Source organism: Micromonospora sp. NPDC005174 (assembly GCF_040608495.1).
In the GTDB taxonomy this organism is placed as follows: Bacteria; Actinomycetota; Actinomycetes; order Mycobacteriales; family Micromonosporaceae; genus Micromonospora.
On record NZ_JBEXIJ010000014.1, the window covers coordinates 160,034 to 177,203 of the forward strand.

Sequence of the window (17,170 nt, forward strand, 5' to 3'; positions counted from 1 at the left end):
ACACTCGCGCCGATCGAGTGCCGGGCCTGGCAGTCGCCGCAGATGGAGGATTGCGGACCCGCATCCAAACATCTATCTTCATACGTGTGATGTTTCCTCGATGTCAAGGAAATGTTTGCACCATAAAAACGCAAGTTCTGCACCAGCCTGCGAAAGTGCGTCGCTCAGCGCGCCGAACGGCCTACCGGCCGTTGTGCTGTTCCCGTCGATGACTACTATCTGTAAGGGCTATCGGGATGTCAGACCCACCACCGGCACCGCTGCTGGCCCTACGGGGCATCGGCAAGTCCTTCCTCGGTGTCCGCGTCCTCGAGGGTGTCGACCTCGACGTCGCACCGGGTGAGGTGCACGCCGTCGTCGGCGAGAACGGCGCCGGGAAGTCGACGCTCATGAAGATCGTCTCCGGTGGGTACGCCCCGGACGAGGGTGCCATCGAGTTCGCCGGCCAACCGCGCTCGTTCCACGGCCCCCGCGACGCACAGCGGGCCGGCGTCGGCATCATCCACCAGGAGTTCAACCTCCTGCCCGAGCGCACCGTCGCGGAGAACGTCTACCTGGGTCACGAGCCGGTCCGGCGCGGCCTGGTCGACCGTCGCGCGATGCTCGACCGCACCCGCGAACTCCTCGCCTCGATCGGCGAGACCGCGTTGCCGGCCGACGCCCGGGTCGGGCGGCTGGGCGTCGCCCAGCAACAGGTCGTCGAGATCGCCAAGGCGCTCGCCCTGGACGCGCGGCTGCTCATCATGGACGAGCCGACCGCGGCGCTGGCGGATCAGGAGGTCGAGCTGCTCTACGGGTTGGTACGCAGGCTCCAGGAGCGCGGCATCGCTCTGCTGTACGTCTCGCACCGGCTCACCGAGGTCTTCGACCTGTCCAGCCGGATCACAGTGCTCAAGGATGGTCGTCGTGTGACCACGGTGGACACCGCGCAGACCAACGCCGACGAGTTGGTGCGGCACATGGTCGGCCGTGAGCTGTCCAGCTACTACCCCGACCGGGCCGGCCCCGACGACCGCGGGTCGGTACGGCTGACCGTCCGTGGCGGCGGCAACCGCAAGCTGCGCGACGTGGACCTCGAACTACGCGCCGGCGAGGTGCTCGGCGTGGGCGGCCTGCAGGGCTCCGGACGATCCGCGCTGGCCCGTGCGCTCTTCGGCGTGGCGCCGTTCACGACCGGCGACGTCGAGCTCGACGGTAGGCCGGTGCGGCTGCGTTCACCGCGCGCCGCGATGCGGGCCGGCATCGCGTACGTCACCGAGGACCGCAAGGGTGAGGGCATCGTGGCGCGGCAGTCGGTGCTCGACAACGCGCTGCTCGCCAGCCGGGCCGTCTTCGCGGCACGGTCCGGCCGTGCCGCCCGCACCGCACGGGTACGCGAGCTGCTCGCCGCCGTGGAGGTCCGCGCCGCCGGCGACGACCAGGAGATCCGCTTCCTCTCCGGGGGCAACCAGCAGAAGGTCGTCCTGGCCCGTTGGCTCGCGCTGAAACCACGGATCCTGATTTTCGACGAGCCGACCCGGGGCATCGACGTTGGCGCGAAGTCCGCCATCCACGATCTGGTCCGCCGCCTCGCCAGCGACGGCGCGGCCGTCCTGATGATCTCGTCCGAACTGCCGGAGCTGCTCGGCATGAGCGACCGGATGGTCGTCCTGCGCGACGGCCGGATCGCGGGCGAGCTGCCCGCCGGCGCGACCGAGGAGGACGTGGTCGCCCTGGCGGTCGGCACCGTCCGAGAGGTCGTCTTGTGAGCGCGAGGAGTGAGCCGGTTTTGCGAGCCCCGGAGTCGCGAACGAAAGGTGGCTCAGCATGACCGCCCTGTCGCTGCGTCCGGCCCGCCGCGCGGTGCCGGGTGTGTACGTGGCTCTGGCCCTCACCCTCGTCGTCGGCTGGCTGATCGTCATGCTCGACGGCGGTCAGCTCTTCAACCAGTCGACGACGGTGAGTCTGCTGCACGTCGCCGCCGGCCTCGGGCTCGTCGCGGTCGGGCAGACCCTGGTCATCCTCGGTGGTTCTCTCGACCTCTCCGTGGCGTTCGTGATCAGTCTGAGCACGCTGGTGGCGGCCGAGGCGATGAACGGCAGCGACGGCGCGCTGCTGCCGGCGATCGGGCTCGCCCTCGCGGTCAGCGCCGGCGTCGGGTTGCTCAACGGGCTGCTCGTCACCAAGCTGCGGATCAACGCGTTCATCGCGACCCTCGGCGTCGGGCTGCTGCTCAAGGGCTACCTCGACAACGGATACGACGGCCCGGCCGGCGAGAGCGCCCCCGCGCTCGTGCGGACCCTGGGATACCAGCGGATCGGTCCGGTGCCGGTGTCCTTCCTGCTGCTGCTGGCGGTGACCGCGGCGGCCTGGTTCGCACTCTCGCGCACCCGGTTCGGTCACCACCTGGTCGCCGTCGGCGGCGATCCGGAGGTCGCCCGGCTCTCCGGCGTCCGCAACGACCGGGTCCTGGTCACGGCCCACATGCTGTGCTCCCTCTGCGCCGGCCTGGCCGGGGTCTATCTGGCCAGCCGACTCGGCTCCGGCGCGCCACGGGTGGGCACCGAAGGGCTCTACGACCTGGAGTCCATCGCCGCGGTGGTCCTCGGCGGCACCGCCCTCGCGGGCGGTCGCGGGGGAGTCCTCGGCACGATCGGCGGCGTGCTGCTGCTCGCCAGCATCGACGCGGTCTTCAACCAGCTCGAGGTCGACGCGTTCTTCAAGCAGGTGATCCGCGGAGTGATCATCATCGCCGCGGTCGCCGTCTACGCCCGACGGGCCATGCGAAAGGCGGGGTCCTGACCATGCGGGTCGCCGAGCGTCGTCCGCTCACCCTGCGGATCCGTCCCGACGGGATCGCGCCGATCGCCGCGCTCCTTGCGGTGCTGCTGATCCTCATCGCGTTCGTCCAACCCGACTTCCTCGCCCCGGGTTCGCTGATGTCGTTCCTGGGCCGTTCCGCGCCGATCATCCTGCTCGCCGCCGGTCAGTACTTCGTGATCGTCAGCGGGGAGTTCGACCTCTCGGTGGGTTCCCTGGTCACTGCGCAGGTCGTCGTCGCCGCCCGCCTCATCGACAGTGATCCGTCGCGCACCTGGCCGGTGGTCGCGCTGCTGCTCGTCGGCGGCGCGTTCGTCGGGTTGGTCAACGGCGTGGTCACCACGGTGCTGCGGGTGCCCTCCTTCATCACCACCCTCGGCATGTTCCTGATCCTCGTGGGCGCCGTGTACCTGTGGTCCGACGGCGCGCCGAAGGGCGGCCTCTCGGAGGAGTTCCGCCGGTTCGGCCGACGGGCCATCGAGGACGTGCCACTGCTGGGCCGGATTCCGTACGCGCTGATCGTCCTGGTGGTGGTCGCCGTGATCGCCGTGGTGCTGACCCGCTCGGACTTCGGCCGCACGCTCGTCGCGGTCGGGGACAATCCGCGCACCGCCGAGATGAGCGGCGTACGCGTCGGACTCACCAAGACGATCGCGTTCGTGCTCAGCGGCGTCGCGGCGGCGATCGCGGCGATCCTGCTCGGCGGGTACAGCGGGGTGTCGTTCCAGGCCGGCGTCGGCCTGGAGTTCGGGGCGATCACCGCCGTCGTGCTCGGTGGGGTCGCCCTCGGCGGCGGTCGCGGCTCGGTCGTCGGGGCGATGCTCGGTGCGCTGACCCTCGAGACGCTCTTCGCGCTGATGAACTTCACCGGCGTCTCCGGTGCCCTCAGATCGACCGTCCAGGGCGTGATCATTTTGCTCGCCGTGGCGGTCTCGGCTTCGCGTTCCTCCTCCTCAAGATAAAGGTGATTCGATGAGACGATCCATGACCGCCCTGGCCGCGGTGGGTGTGCTGGCACTGGCCACCGCCGGGTGTGCCACCGACGAGCCGACCGCCTCCCCGTCCGGCAGCGCGTCCGCCGCCGCCGGGTCCGGCACCGGGGAGCAGTCCAAGTTCTTCGTGCAGGCCGACTACGACAATGAGCTGGCGCTGCTCGACGCCGCACCGACGGGCCCGGCCGACAAGCCGTGGGAGCAGGTGCTCAACCCGAAGATGGTCGACACCGCGAAGTTCAAGAAGGCCGGTCCGCACAAGATCTGCTTCTCCAACGCGGCGCTGAACAACCCGTGGCGGCAGGTCGGGTTCAAGACCATGCAGGCCGAGGTCGAGGCGCAGCGTTCCCGCATCAGCGAGTTCGTGCACGTCGACGCCGAGGGCAAGGACCAGAAGCAGATCGCCGACATCAACGATCTGCTCGGCAAGAAGTGCGACGCGCTCATCGTGTCGCCGAACACCACCGCCACGCTCACCCCGGCCGTCGAGGCCGCCTGCAAGGCCGGCCTGCCGGTGGTCGTCTTCGACCGCGGCGTCAACACCACCTGCCCGGTGACGTTCATCAACCCGGTCGGCGGCTACGGCTTCGGTCACGTGGGCGCGGAGTTCGTCAGCCAGAAGATGAAGCCCGGCGGCAAGGTGCTGGCCCTGCGTATCCTGCCCGGCGTCGACGTGCTGGAGACCCGCTGGTCCGCCGCGAAGATCGCACTGGACAAGGCGAAGGTCGACGTCGTGGGCGTGGAGTTCACCGACGGCGACCCCGCCAAGACCAAGAAGATCGTGAACGACTACATCCAGCGGTACGGCACGATCGACGGTGTCTGGATGGACGCCGGAGCGGTCGCCGTGGCGGCGGTCGAGGCCTTCCAGGACGCCGGCAAGCCGGTACCGCCGATGAACGGCGAGGACCAGCTCGACTTCCTGAAGCTGTGGAAGGACAAGAAGCTCACCGCCATCGCGCCGACCTACCCGACGTACCAGTGGCGCACGCCGATCATCGCCGCGCTGAACATCCTCGACGGGACCCAGGTCTCCAACCCGTGGAAGCTGCCGCAGCCCACGGTCACCCAGGACAACCTGGACCAGTACCTGGACGCGAGCATGCCGCCGTTGCACTACGCGATGTGCGGCTGCCGCGACCTGCCCGGCTATCCGCAGCGCTGGAAGTAGGTTGCGGTGTACACCATCGGCGTCAACCCCTGGGTGTGGGCCTCGCCGGTCGACGACGAGGCCCTCGCCCGGCTGATCCCGCGGATCGCCTCCTTCGGGTTCGACGCGGTCGAACTGCCGATCGAGCAGCCCGGCGACTGGGACCCGGCCCGCACGCGGGACCTGCTGGCCGCGCACGGCCTCGTCGCGGCCGGGGTCTGCGCGGTCACCCCGCCCGGGCGGGACCTGGTGGATGCCACGCCGGCCGTCGTCGAGTCGACAGGCGCGTACCTCATGGGGTGTGTGGCGAGCGCGGCGGCGGTCGGCGCGCCCTGCGTCGGCGGCCCGGTGTACGCGGCGGTCGGCCGTACCTGGCGAATGTCGGCGGCGGCCCGGGTGGCCTGCTACGCCGACTTCCGGCGGGCTCTCGCGCCGGTCGCCGACCGGGCCGGCGAGTGCGGCGTGAGCATCGGCGTCGAGGCGCTGAACCGCTACGAGACGAGCGTGGTCAACACCGTCGAGCAGACGATCGAGCTGATCGACGGCCTGCCCCCGAGCGTCGGCATCATGATCGACACCTATCACATGAACATCGAGGAGGCCGACCCCTACGCCGCCCTCGCGCTGGCCGGCCCGCACATCAAGCACGTCCAGGTCAGCGGCACCGACCGGGGCGCTCCCGGGGCTGACCACTTCGACTGGCCCCGCTTCTTCTCCGTCCTGCGGGGCACCGGCTATCGGGGCGCGGTCTGCATCGAGTCGTTCACGGCCGACAACGCGACAATCGCCACCGCCGCGTCGATCTGGCGGCCCCTGGCCCCCTCCCAGGACCGCCTCGCCCTCGACGGTCTGCACCATCTCCGGAAGGTCGTCGCCTGACCTGGCGTCGGCATGCCCACGTTGTTAGCGCTAACCCCACCGATCCACGTCCCCCACCCCCACCACCACAGGAGATCGCCCCGTGTCCGTCTCATCCATCCCCATGGCGCGCAGGCTCCTCGCCGGCGCCGCCACGGCGGCACTGACCGCTCTGGTCGCCGTGACCGTCTCGGCCACACCGGCCGCCGCGGCCACCACCACCCTCTACGCGTCCCCGGCCGGCAGCGGTAGCACCTGCTCATCGAGCCAGCCGTGCTCGCTGAGCGGCGCGCAGGCTGCGGTACGTACGCTCAACAGCTCCATGTCGGGCGACATCGTCGTGGAGTTGGCCGACGGCGTCTACCGGCTCACGTCGCCGCTGCGCCTGACCGCCGCCGACTCCGGCACCAACGGCTACCAGGTGATCTGGCGGGCGGCAGCCTCGGCCCGCCCGACGATCAGCGGCGCGCGGGCGGTCACCGGGTGGTCGCTCGTCGACTCCGGGAAGAACATCTGGCGGGCCAGCGTCCCCGCCGGGTTGGACAGCCGGCAGCTCTACGTCAACGGCGCCATCGCCACCCGGGCGCGTACCGCCGTCAACCGCGCCGACTTCACCTTCACCACGAGCGGCATGCGGTTCAGCAACAGCGCGCTGAGCTACCTGAACAACGTCGGTAACCAGAGCCGGGTGGAGGTGGAGAGCGTCGGCTCGTTCACCGACCGGTACTCGCCCGTGCAGAGCATCAGCGGAAACTTCCTGACGATGCAGCAGCCGGCCTGGAACAACAACACGTTCGGCTTCGACACCCTGTCCCGCCCGCACCGGGCCGGCCCGTTCTACCTGGCCAACGCGTACGAGTTCCTCGACTCGCCGGGGGAGTGGTACCTCAACCCGGGCAGCGGCCAGCTCGACTACATCCCGCTCTCCGGGCAGAACATGAGCAGCGTGAGCGTGGAGCTGCCGCAGGTGCAGTCGCTGGTCAGCGTGGGTGGCACGTACGACGCGCCCGCGCACCACATCTCGTTCAGCGGCATCACCTTCACCGGCACCAGCTGGCTCGGCCCGAGCAGCAGCAACGGTTTCGCCGACCAGCAGACCGGCGCGCACATCGTCGGCACCTGGGCCCGTCCGTCCGACGCGCTGACCTCCTGCCAGGAGGGCTGCCCCCTGTTCGAGGCCACCCGCCCGAGCTGGGCACAGATGCCGGCCGCCGTGCAGGTCTCCGCCGCCAACACCATCTCCTTCGCTGACTCCCAGTTCGTCAACCTCGGTCAGACGGCCATCGGCATCGGCAACGACGCCAACGCCCACGCGAGCGGTGTCGGGCTGGGCACCAGCAACATCACGGTCACCCGCTCCGAGATCGCCCGTAACTCCGCCGGCGGCATCGTGGTCGGCGGCGTGCGCGCCGACGCCCACCACCCCGGCGACCAGCGGATGGTCAACCGGAACGTCACCATCAGCAACAACCGGGTGCACGACCTGGGTGTGGAGTACCGGGGCGTGGTGTCGATCCTGACCACCTACGTCAACACCTCGCTGGTCTCGCACAACGAGGTCTACAACATGCCGTACACCGGCCTGTCGGTGGGTTACGGCTGGGGTGCCAACGACGCCGGCGGCAGCCAGCACTACGCCAACCGGGGCCTCTACAACTACCAGCCCCGCTATTCGACGGCCACCACCGCGGCCAACAACCAGGTCGTCGGCAACTACGTGCACGACGTGATGCAGCAGATGACCGACGGCGGGTGCATCTACACGCTCTCGGCGAACCCGGGCGGGACCATCAACCAGAACTACTGCCTGCGTACCAACGGCTGGTTCGGGCTCTACTTCGACGAGGGCTCGCGCTACTACACCGCCCGCAACAACGTGTTCTCCTCCACCGGCACCTGGGCCACCGCGAACTACTACTACGCCGAGAACATGGGCAACTTCACGGTCACCAACAACTGGTCGTCCAACGGCAGCACCAACGTGACCAACGGGGACCGCGGCAACGTCGTCAACAGCAACGTCACGGTCTCCAACGGGAGCTGGCCGTCGGGCGCGCAGTCCGTGATCGCCGCGGCCGGTGTCCAGAGCGGGGGCAGCACCAACCCGCAGAGCGCGCAGCTCGTCGGCGTCCAGTCGGGTCGCTGCGCCGAGATCGGCAACTCCAGCACCACCAACGGGACGCAGGCCCAGCTCTGGGACTGCATCAGCGGGGCCGCCAACCAGCGGTGGACCGCCACCGCGAGCAGGCAGCTCATGGTGTACGGCAACAAGTGCCTGGACGCCTCCGGCCAGGGCAGCGCCAACGGCACCGCCGTGGTGATCTGGGACTGCAACGGCCAGGCCAACCAGCAGTGGAACGTCAACGCCAACGGCACGATCACCGGCGTGCAGTCGGGCCTCTGCCTGGACGCGAACGGCGCCGGCACGGCGAACGGCACGAAGCTCATCCTGTGGTCGTGCAACGGCGGCACCAACCAGCAGTGGCAGTTGCGCAGCTGACATGGGCTCGCCCCGGCCGGCCGCACCCCGGCCGGGGCTCCCCGGTGGCGGCAACCGCGAGAATGCGGCCCCCCATCGATGCCGGCCATCCACCGGTGGATGTGTTAACGCTAACCCGTAGAGGTCACGTCTTCAGCGGCGGCACCCAGCTCAGCGGGTGCAGCGCCGGCAGCCAGCCCGCCGCGTACGTCGGCCTGCACGGTATCGGCGCCTCGGTGCTCACCACCTCCTCGGGTCGGTCGTCGAGGGACGCCCTCGTGCGAACCAGCGGGTGCACCGCGCAGAGCGAAACCTCGGGCGGCGGTGCGCCAAGACATGGAAGTAGTTGAATTCGACGAAACGGCTCCGTAATATGACCGGCGTCTGCTGTTAACGCTAACAGTGGCAAGACGGTGCCCGCCTCATCCGGGCGGCCGTCCTCCGTGGACGGCACTATCGAAAGGACGCTCCCGTATGAAGCGAAACGTCCGAGCCCGCTACTGGGGGCGGGCCGCGGCGGCCGGTCTGCTCGTGGCCGCCGCCCTCGTCGGTCTACGTGCGCCCGGGGCGCAGGCGCTGGAGAACGGCGTCGCCCGGACACCCCCGATGGGGTGGAACAGCTGGAACTCGTTCGGCTGCAACATCAGCGAGGGGCTGATCCGGCAGACCGCCGATGCGATGGTCAGCAACGGAATGCGCGATCTCGGCTACCAGTACGTCGTGGTCGACGACTGTTGGTTCAACCCGAACCGTGACAGCGCCGGCAACCTCCAGGGCGACCCCACCCGCTTCCCCAGCGGGATGAAGGCGCTCGGCGACTATCTGCACGCGCGGGGGCTGAAGTTCGGCCTCTACCAGGTGCCGGTCGACAAGACCTGCGCCCAGTACTTCAACAGCTATCCCGGCGCGACCGGCAGCCAGGGCCACGAGGCGCAGGACGCCCGGCAGTTCGCCGCCTGGGGTGTCGACTTCCTCAAGTACGACTGGTGCTCGCCGAACGGCAGCATCAACGACCAGGTCACCACGTTCGCGAAGATGCGGGACGCGCTGGCCGCGACCGGCCGGCCCATCGTCTACAGCATCAACTCCAACAGCATCCACGCCAAGACCGGCCCGCAGCGCAACTGGGGCGACGTGGCGAACATGTGGCGGACCACCGAGGACATCACCAACGCGTGGGACACCGGGCAGACCAACGGTTACCCGATGGGCATCCAGAACATCATCAACGTGACCGTTCCGATGGCCTCGTACGCGCGTCCGGGTGGGTTCAACGACCCGGACATGATGGAGGTCGGCCGCGGTGGCATGAACGACACCGAGATGCGCAGCCACTTCGCGATGTGGGCGATCATGGCGTCGCCGCTGATCGCCGGCAACGACGTCCGCAACATGAACTCCGCGACGCAGACGATCCTCAAGAACCCGTACCTGATCGCCATCAACCAGGACGCCCTCGGGTTGCAGGCCAGCCAGGTGTCGTTCGACGGCACCCGCCGCGTGCTGGCCAAGCGGCTGGCCAACGGCGACGTCGCCGTCGCCCTGTTCAACCAGGGCGGTTCGACGACGACGATCTCCACCTCGGCCGCCGCCGTCGGCAAGTCCGGCAGCTCCTTCACCCTGGTGGACGCCTGGAGCAACAGCACCAGCACGAGCACCGGCTCCATCTCCGCCAGCGTCCCGGCGCACGGCACGGTGGTGTACCGGGTCAGCGGCGGCGACACCAGCACCCCGCCGCCGACCACGGCCCCGCCGACCACGCCGCCGCCGTCGACGACCTCCTTCGCGCTGGCCAGCGCGGCCTCCGGACGCTGCCTGGACGTTCCGCAGAGCAACACCACCAACGGCACCCAGCCGGTGATCTGGGACTGCAACGGGGCGGCCAACCAGCGCTGGACGTCCAGCGGGCAGACCCTCCAGTCGCTCGGCAAGTGCCTGGACGCTCCCACCAACGCCACAGCCGGCAGCAAGGCCCAGATCTGGGACTGCAACGGCGGCGCCAACCAGCGGTGGACGTTCAACTCGAACGGCACGATCAGCGGGGCGCAGTCCGGCCTGTGTCTCGACGTGAACAACAACGGAACCGCCAACGGCACGACGGTGCTCCTGTGGACCTGCAACGGCGCCGCCAACCAACGCTGGACGCAGCGCTAGCCGGTCTGGTCAGGGGCTCCGATGTAGGCGTTGACAGCAGTACCGACAGGTCCGGTCCGGGGCGACAGCGTCCCGGGCCGGGCCTGTCGTTCGTCCGCCTCGGCCGGGGCGAGGCGGGGTCAGCGGGCGGGAGGCGCCAGGGACCGGCGGCGGCGCAGCGGCATGGCGACGAACGACGGTTCGGCGGCGCCACCGTCGAGGAGCAGCTCGACCGCGCGCCGGCCCATCAGCTCGTGTGGCAGCGCTGTGGTCGCCAGGCTCGGGCGCAACCAGGCCGCGATCGGGTCGTCGTCGAACGAGATCACCGAGATGTCGTCCGGGACGCTGAGGCCTGCCTCGCCGAGTGCCTGGTAGGCGCCGAACGCCAGCCGGTCGTTCATGCAGATGATCGCGCTCGGTCGCTGCGGCCTGTTCAGGAGCGCCCGGGTGGCGGCATAGCCGTGCTCGGGCAGCCACTCGGTGCAGAAGGACTCCGTGAGGAGCGTGACGCCCGCGTCGCCCAGCGCCTGCTGGATGCCGCGCAGGCGGGCCCGGGCGGCGAGGGAGATCTCCGGGTCGCCCTCCTTGAGCCGGTTGCGCCCGATGAGCGCGATGGCGTCGCGGTGACCGTGCTCCAACAGGGCGGTGGCGACGGCGCGGCCGGCCCGGTCGTCGTCGGGAAGCACGCAGGGCAGGCCGTCGGAGCTGGTGGCGTTGAGCAGCACCACGGGGCCGCCGAGGATGGCCGGCGGCACCATCAGCCGCCGGGTGGCCATCGCCGCGTAGATCACCCCGTCGACCTGCCGGTCGAGCATGGCCTCGATGGCGTACTGCTCGAACGTGGCGTCGCCCTGCGTCTCGGTGATGAGCAGCACGTGGTCGCGTTCCCGGGCCGCGTCCAGCGCGCCGCGGATGAGACCGCCGGCGAAGCGGGTGGTGGCGACGATGTCGGAGACGAACGCGATGGTCGCGGTCTTGCGGGTACGAAGGCTGCGCGCCGCGAGGTTCGGCCGGTAGCCCAGCTCCTCGGCGGCGGCGAACACGCGCTGGTGTGCCTCGGCCGAGAGCCGCGTGCCCTCTCTGCCGTTGAGCACCATCGACGCGGCGGTCTTGGACAGCCCTGCTCGCCGCGCGACGTCGGCCAGGGTTGCTCTGTTGCGGCCCATCAGTCCTCCGAATCAGGCGCGGTGCCACGGGCTCCGCTCCTGCTCATCATGATGCGTCGGCACCCGGAGCCCGGCCCCCGGTCGGGTCGGGCGCGGTGTGAACCCGATGTTTCCGGACCGTTGCCAGGTTGTCCTTGACAGCCTCCAGTGTCACGCGCATGCTCTGCTAAATCAGTTTAGCGACCACTTTTGGCGCGTCGGGAGACACTGCCGGTCGCCGCGCTGAACGTCCGTACACGTGCGCGGCGGCGCGACGGTCGCGGCCCTGGTGTCGTGGTCTCTCGCCCGGCGCGAGGGCCCCGGTGGAGCCGTCGCGCGGCCATGGGCCGCCCGACGCGCGGAGGAACATAGGAGTCATGACATGGCAGAAACCCTGACGACATTCCCGCGACGCGGCGCGCTGGTCCTCGCGCCGCTGCTGGTGCTCGGGCTCGCCGCGACGGCGTGCAGCGCGCCGGGGGCCGACCGTTCGTCGACCGCCGGGCCCGACGCCGCCGTCAAGACGGACCTGGGCACCGGGCCGGTCACCCTCCAGATGTACGCGGAGACCGGTTTCCCCCTGGCCAAGGCGCTGGCCGACGAGTTCTCCAAGCAGCACCCGAACGTCACGTTCACCATCCGCGAGGACCAGTTCACGGTCATCGTGGAGAACGCGCCGCGCGTGATGGCCTCGGACAACGCGCCTGACATCATCCGGCTCCCCACGATGGTCGACCTCGTGAAGGACGACCTGCTCAAGAACCTCGACCCGTACGTCACCGCGTACGGCTGGGACAGGTTCCCCGCGTCGCAGCTCGTGCAGTTGCGCGTCGGCGACCAGAAGACCCGGGGGACCGGATCGCTCTACGGCATGGGGCTCGGTTACAGCGTCACCGGCGTGTTCTACAACAAGAAGCTGGCCAGCCAGGTCGGCATGACCCAGCCGCCGGCCACGGTCGCGGAGTTCGAGCAGTTGCTCGCGAAGGCGAAGACCAGCGGGATCCAGCCGATCATGCAGTTCAACAAGAACACCGCCGGCATCAACTTCCCGCACCAGGCGCTGCAGAACCAGTTCGGCGACCCGGCCCAGGTCGCCGACTGGATCTTCCAGAAGCCGGGTGCCACCTTCGACACGCCGGCCGCGCTGAAGGCCACCCAGACCATCCAGAAGTGGGCCCAGGCCGGCTACTTCACCAAGGACGCCAACGCCCTGGACTACGCGGGCATGGTGGGGCAGTTCCAGAAGGGCAACGGCCTGTTCATGTTCAACGGCGACTGGGAGTCGGCCAATCTCGACAAGGCGATGCCCGGCAACGTGGGCTTCTTCCTGTTCCCCGGGGAGGCCGCCGGCGCCAAGCACGTCGCGATGTCCGCCCCCAACACCTTCGGTGTATCCGCGAAGGCCAAGAACCCGGACGCCGCCGCCTTCTTCCTGAACTGGGTCCACACCGACGCCAAGGCGCGGGAGATCGCCGTGACGGTCGGCGGCTCCAGCCCGGGCGGCCCGAGTGACCTCCCGGTGCCGGCCGCCGCGCCGAACACCGTGCTGGCCGAGACCCTCAAGGCGGCGCAGCAGCTCGGGGCCGAGAACGGCGCGGTGGACTTCACCGCGAACGCGACCGGTGGCATCTTCGCCGCCGCGATCACGCCGGAGATGCAGAAGCTGGTCGCCGGCCAGCAGACGCCCGAGGGGTACGTGAAGGCGGTCCAGGCCGAGTACGAGAAGGAACTGTCCCGATGACGTCTGCCCTCGGCAGCGCACCACCCGGGCGGGACGGCCAGGTTGCTCCTGCGGGTCGTACCGCCCGTTCCGCCTCCGCGCGGGCCCACCGACGCCGGTGGGCCCGCGCGGCCGGAACCGGCTGGTTGTACGTCCTGCCCGCCTTCGTGATGTACGCGGTCTTCGTCCTACGTCCCCTCGCCCTGACCGTCCAGTACTCGCTCTACGACTGGAACGGGATCGGCGTGGCCCGCTGGGCGGGCCTGGACAACTACGTCACGGTGTTCACCGACAGCGACCTGCTGAAGATCATCTCCAACGCGATCATCCTGATCGTCTTCTTCAGCCTCATCCCGGTCGCGCTCGGGCTGCTGGTGGCGAGCCTGGTCCGTCGGATCACCACCGGCGCGTTCGGGACCGTGGTCCGGACGATCCTGTTCCTGCCCCAGGTCATTCCCCTGGTGGCGGCCGGCATCGCGTGGAGCTGGCTCCTGTCGACAAACGGGTTGGTCAACCAGGTGCTGCGCGCCCTCGGGCTGGGTGGGGTGGCCCGCGCGTGGTTGGGCGACTTCGACACGGCGCTGCCCGCTGTCGGAGTGATCGGGGCCTGGGTCCTGCTGGGTCTCTGCACGATCCTGCTGGTGACCGGCATGAGCAAGATCGACCCGGCGCTCTACGAGGCCGCCCGTCTGGACGGCGCGGGGCCGGTCCGGGAGTTCCTCGCGGTGACCCTGCCCAGCCTGCGCCAGGAGATCGGGGTCTGCCTCACCGTGACGATCATCGCCGCGCTGGCCAGCTTCGACATCGTCTACATCTCCACCAGCGGTGGTCCGGGCCTGCAGACCACGGTTCCCGGCCTGGAGATCTACCGGCTCGCCTTCTCGCAGCGTCAGGTGGGGCTCGCCTCGGCGCTCGCCGTCGTGCTGATGCTGCTGGTGCTGGCGTTCGTGCTGCCCATCCAGCGACTGACCCGGGGGGAGAAGCCGTGAACCTGAGCCGACGTGAGCAGGTGACCGGGCGGGTGTTCCTGATCGCCCTGATCCTCGTCACCCTGCTGCCGTTCGTGAGCATGCTCTCGGCCGCCCTGCAACCGCGGGGCACCGTGCCCGACGGTCTGGCCTGGCCGTCGGACCCGCAGTGGGGGAACTTCGCGGACGCGTTCACCGCCGCCAACATGGGCGCCCTGCTGCGCTCCAGCCTGCTCATCGTGGCCGGCGTCGTGCCGGTCTCCGTGCTCATCGCCACCATGGCCGGCTTCGGGCTGGGCCAGCTGCGGGTACCCGGTGGCCGGCTCGTCTTCGGCCTGCTGCTGCTCGGCCTCACGCTGCCCTTCGAGGCAGTGGTCACCCCGCTCTACTACCAGATGCAGGACCTCGGCCTCCTCAACACCCGATGGGCCATCATCCTGCCGCTGATCGGCCTCTACATGCCGTTCGCGGTGTTCTGGATGCGTGCCCACTTCACCAACGTGCCGGTCGAGCTGTCCGAGGCGGCCCGTGTGGACGGCAGCAGCACCTGGCAGCTGTTCTGGCGGGTCCAGGTGCCGCTGGCCCGCCCGGCCATCGCCTCGCTGACGATCCTGATGTTCCTGTGGACGTGGAACCAGTTCCTGCTCGCGATCGTCCTCGTCGACGACGCCACCAAACGGACGATGGCCGGGGCGCTCGGCGCGTTCCAGGGCCAGTGGGGCACCGACCTGGTGCTGCTGTGCGCTGGCTCGCTGCTGATCCTCACACCTACCCTGATCGTCTTCCTGATCTTCCAGCGACAGTTCATCAAGGCCCTGATCCAGGGCTCACTGAAGGGATAGGCAGTGGCCACGCAGCCGCAGATCCACGGCGACGTCGACGAGCGCTACGGGCGCGTCGCCGACGCCTTCCGCGACAACTTCACCTCCGGCGGTGAGGTCGGCGCCGCGGTCGCCCTCTACGTGCGGGGCCGCAAGGTCGTCGACCTGTACGGCGGGCTGGCCGACACCCGCACCGGACGCCCCTGGACCGCGCACACGCCGGCCGTCGTCTTCTCCTGCACCAAGGGGATCCTGGCGATCTGCGCGTACCTGCTGGCGCAGCAGGGACGCCTCGACCTCGACGCGCCCGTGACGCGCTACTGGCCGGAGTTCGGCCAGCACGGCAAGGCCGACATCCCCGTGCGGTGGCTGCTCACCCACCAGGCCGGTCTGCCGGCCCTGGACCGGCCCCTGACCCTCGCCGAGGTGCTCGCGTGGGACCCGGTCATCGCGGCGATCGAGGCGCAGACGCCGCTGTGGCAGCCGGGCACGGCACACAGCTACCACTCGATGACGTACGGCTGGCTCGTCGGCGAGGTCATCCGCCGCGTCACCGGTCAGCTCCCCGGCGCGTACCTCCGTGACAGCGTCGCGGGCCCGCTGGGGCTGCGTACCTGGCTCGGGCTGCCCGCCGCCGAGCGCGACAGCGTCGCCTGGGATCTGGCTTCGCCGCCGGACGCCGACCCCTTCGTCGACGCGGTCGCCGAGCGGGGCATCACCATGGGCGGCGCGTACGCCTTCCCCGCGGACGCCGACGGGCTGGTCAGCTTCAACGACCCCGTCATCCAGGCCGCCGGCATCCCGGGCGCGGGCGCGGTGAGCACCGCCGAGGGCCTGGCGCGTCTCTACGCCGCCTGCGTGTCCGACGTGGGCGGCGGACCCCTGCTCACCGGGGCGTCGGTCGACGACGCGGTCGTCGTCCGCGCGCGGGGCCAACAGCGGCACGGTCCGCCCGACACCGGCCAGCGCTGGGGCACCGGCTTCCTGCTGCACTCCGAGCCGGCCCGGCCGCTGCTGGGGGAGCGCAGCTTCGGCCACGACGGCGCCGGCGGCAACCTGGCCTTCGCCGACGCGTACCACGAGGTGGGGTTCGGTTACGTCGTGAACCAGATGTACGGCGCGGGCGACGAGCGCGCCAACCGTCTCACCGCCGCCGTCCGCGCCTGCCTCGACGGCTGACGTAGGCCGCCCCGGTCGGACGGCGAACACCCCCGGGGCGCGCGGTATCCGCGACGCCCCGGGGGTGCCCAGGGGGTGAGCTGAGAGGGGACGGGTCAGCTCGCGGTGCAGGTGGGGGTGCCGGACGGACCGTTGCCGGTGCCCTGGAAGCCGAACTCGGTGCTACCGCCCGCGCCGATCTGGCCGTTGTAGTCGACGTTGCGGAAGTCCACGGTGCCGGACGTTCCGCTGGCCTGCGTGCTCCAGCTGTTGGTGACGGCGGCGCCCGAGGGCAGGGTGATCCGGACCGTCCAACCCTGTACCGCCGTCGAGCCCGCGTTGACCTTGACAGTGGCGACGAAGCCACCGTTCCAGGAGTTCAGCGACACCGAGGCGCTGCAACCGCTACCGGTGGGCGGCGGGGTGGTCGGCGGCGGCGTCGTGGGCGGCGGGGTCGTGGGCGGCGGGGTGGTCGGCGGAGGCGTGGTCGGCGGCGGCGTCGTGGGCGGCGGCGTGGTCGGGGTGCCGCTGCCCGCGTTGAGGGCGTTCAGGACCGAGGTGTACGCCGCCTTCTTGTTGCCCGAACGGTCGAACAGCAGCGGGTTGTCGTTACCGCGCCACGAGTCGCTGTCCCGTACGCCCCACACCGTGATGCCGGTGCAGCGGGGGATGGCCATGCAGGCCCGGGTGACCTGGGCGTACGCGTTGGCCTGGTTCGAGCCCTGGGTGATGTCCAGTTCGGTGATCTGCACGTCCACGCCCAGGTCGGCGAAGCGTTGCAGGTTGGCCTGGTAGTCGCCCGGCACCGAGGTGCCCAGGTGGGACTGGAAGCCGACGCAGTCGATCGGTACACCGCGGGACTTGAAGTCGCGGACCATGTTGTAGATGCCGGTGGACTTCGCGTTGATGCCGTCGGTGTTGTAGTCGTTGTAGCAGAGCTTGGCGCC

The 17,170-nt window shown here is 70.0% G+C and carries 14 protein-coding genes; 11 read left to right on the top strand and 3 right to left on the bottom strand.

All coding sequences use genetic code 11. The features are described from left to right. Nucleotides 1–236 precede the first annotated feature (236 nt). From ABZU91_RS17655 to ABZU91_RS17680, 6 genes are all read left to right on the top strand, one after another. The gene (locus tag ABZU91_RS17655; protein WP_355241065.1) at nt 237–1,748 is read left to right on the top strand and encodes a sugar ABC transporter ATP-binding protein; all 1,512 of its coding nucleotides are present in this window, start codon (nt 237–239) and stop codon (nt 1,746–1,748) included. 58 nt (nt 1,749–1,806) lie between these two features. After that, nucleotides 1,807–2,781, top strand: a complete 975-nt coding sequence (locus tag ABZU91_RS17660; RefSeq protein WP_355241068.1) for an ABC transporter permease — start codon at nt 1,807–1,809, stop codon at nt 2,779–2,781. A 2-nt stretch (nt 2,782–2,783) separates the two neighbouring features. Next, nucleotides 2,784–3,761, top strand: coding sequence for an ABC transporter permease (locus ABZU91_RS17665; RefSeq protein ID WP_355241071.1), 978 nt, complete (start codon nt 2,784–2,786; stop codon nt 3,759–3,761). Nucleotides 3,762–3,771: 10 nt separating this feature from the next. Then, nucleotides 3,772–4,962, top strand: coding sequence for a substrate-binding domain-containing protein (locus tag ABZU91_RS17670; RefSeq protein WP_355241074.1), 1,191 nt, complete (start codon nt 3,772–3,774; stop codon nt 4,960–4,962). Nucleotides 4,963–4,968: 6 nt separating this feature from the next. Then, the gene (locus tag ABZU91_RS17675) at nt 4,969–5,820 is read left to right on the top strand and encodes a sugar phosphate isomerase/epimerase family protein (RefSeq protein ID WP_355241077.1); all 852 of its coding nucleotides are present in this window, start codon (nt 4,969–4,971) and stop codon (nt 5,818–5,820) included. Nucleotides 5,821–5,902: 82 nt separating this feature from the next. Further along, nucleotides 5,903–8,299, top strand: a complete 2,397-nt coding sequence (locus tag ABZU91_RS17680; protein WP_355241080.1) for an RICIN domain-containing protein — start codon at nt 5,903–5,905, stop codon at nt 8,297–8,299. A gap of 124 nt (nt 8,300–8,423) precedes the next feature. Here the strand turns inward: ABZU91_RS17680 and ABZU91_RS17685 are convergent, their stop codons facing one another. Then, complete coding sequence (locus ABZU91_RS17685; protein ID WP_355241083.1) at nt 8,424–8,576, bottom strand: hypothetical protein; 153 nt, start codon at nt 8,574–8,576, stop codon at nt 8,424–8,426. 176 nt (nt 8,577–8,752) lie between these two features. On the opposite strand from ABZU91_RS17685, the gene ABZU91_RS17690 reads away from it, so the two are divergent. Then, a complete protein-coding gene (locus ABZU91_RS17690) occupies nt 8,753–10,432 on the top strand; it encodes a ricin-type beta-trefoil lectin domain protein (protein WP_355241086.1) in 1,680 nt (559 codons plus the stop codon). A gap of 119 nt (nt 10,433–10,551) precedes the next feature. Here the strand turns inward: ABZU91_RS17690 and ABZU91_RS17695 are convergent, their stop codons facing one another. Beyond that, entirely contained in the window at nt 10,552–11,577 is a 1,026-nt protein-coding gene (locus ABZU91_RS17695) for a LacI family DNA-binding transcriptional regulator (protein WP_355241089.1), read from the bottom strand. A 361-nt stretch (nt 11,578–11,938) separates the two neighbouring features. Between ABZU91_RS17695 and ABZU91_RS17700 the strand changes: the two genes are divergently transcribed. From ABZU91_RS17700 to ABZU91_RS17715, 4 genes are read left to right on the top strand one after another with little or no spacing between them, the layout of a single operon-like run. Then, entirely contained in the window at nt 11,939–13,297 is a 1,359-nt protein-coding gene (locus ABZU91_RS17700) for an extracellular solute-binding protein (protein ID WP_355241092.1), read from the top strand. Beyond that, nucleotides 13,294–14,265 (top strand): sugar ABC transporter permease, encoded by a 972-nt coding sequence (locus ABZU91_RS17705; protein ID WP_355241095.1) that lies wholly within the window; start codon nt 13,294–13,296, stop codon nt 14,263–14,265. Before ABZU91_RS17700 ends, ABZU91_RS17705 begins: the two co-directional genes overlap by 4 nt. After that, entirely contained in the window at nt 14,262–15,086 is an 825-nt protein-coding gene (locus ABZU91_RS17710; RefSeq protein WP_354857223.1) for a carbohydrate ABC transporter permease, read from the top strand. Before ABZU91_RS17705 ends, ABZU91_RS17710 begins: the two co-directional genes overlap by 4 nt. Nucleotides 15,087–15,089: 3 nt before the next feature. After that, the gene (locus ABZU91_RS17715) at nt 15,090–16,244 is read left to right on the top strand and encodes a serine hydrolase domain-containing protein (RefSeq protein ID WP_355241098.1); all 1,155 of its coding nucleotides are present in this window, start codon (nt 15,090–15,092) and stop codon (nt 16,242–16,244) included. 95 nt (nt 16,245–16,339) lie between these two features. On the opposite strand, the gene ABZU91_RS17720 is transcribed toward ABZU91_RS17715, so the two are convergent. After that, a partial coding sequence (locus ABZU91_RS17720) for an endo-1,4-beta-xylanase (RefSeq protein WP_355241101.1) occupies nt 16,340–17,170 on the bottom strand: 831 nt, incomplete at its 5' end.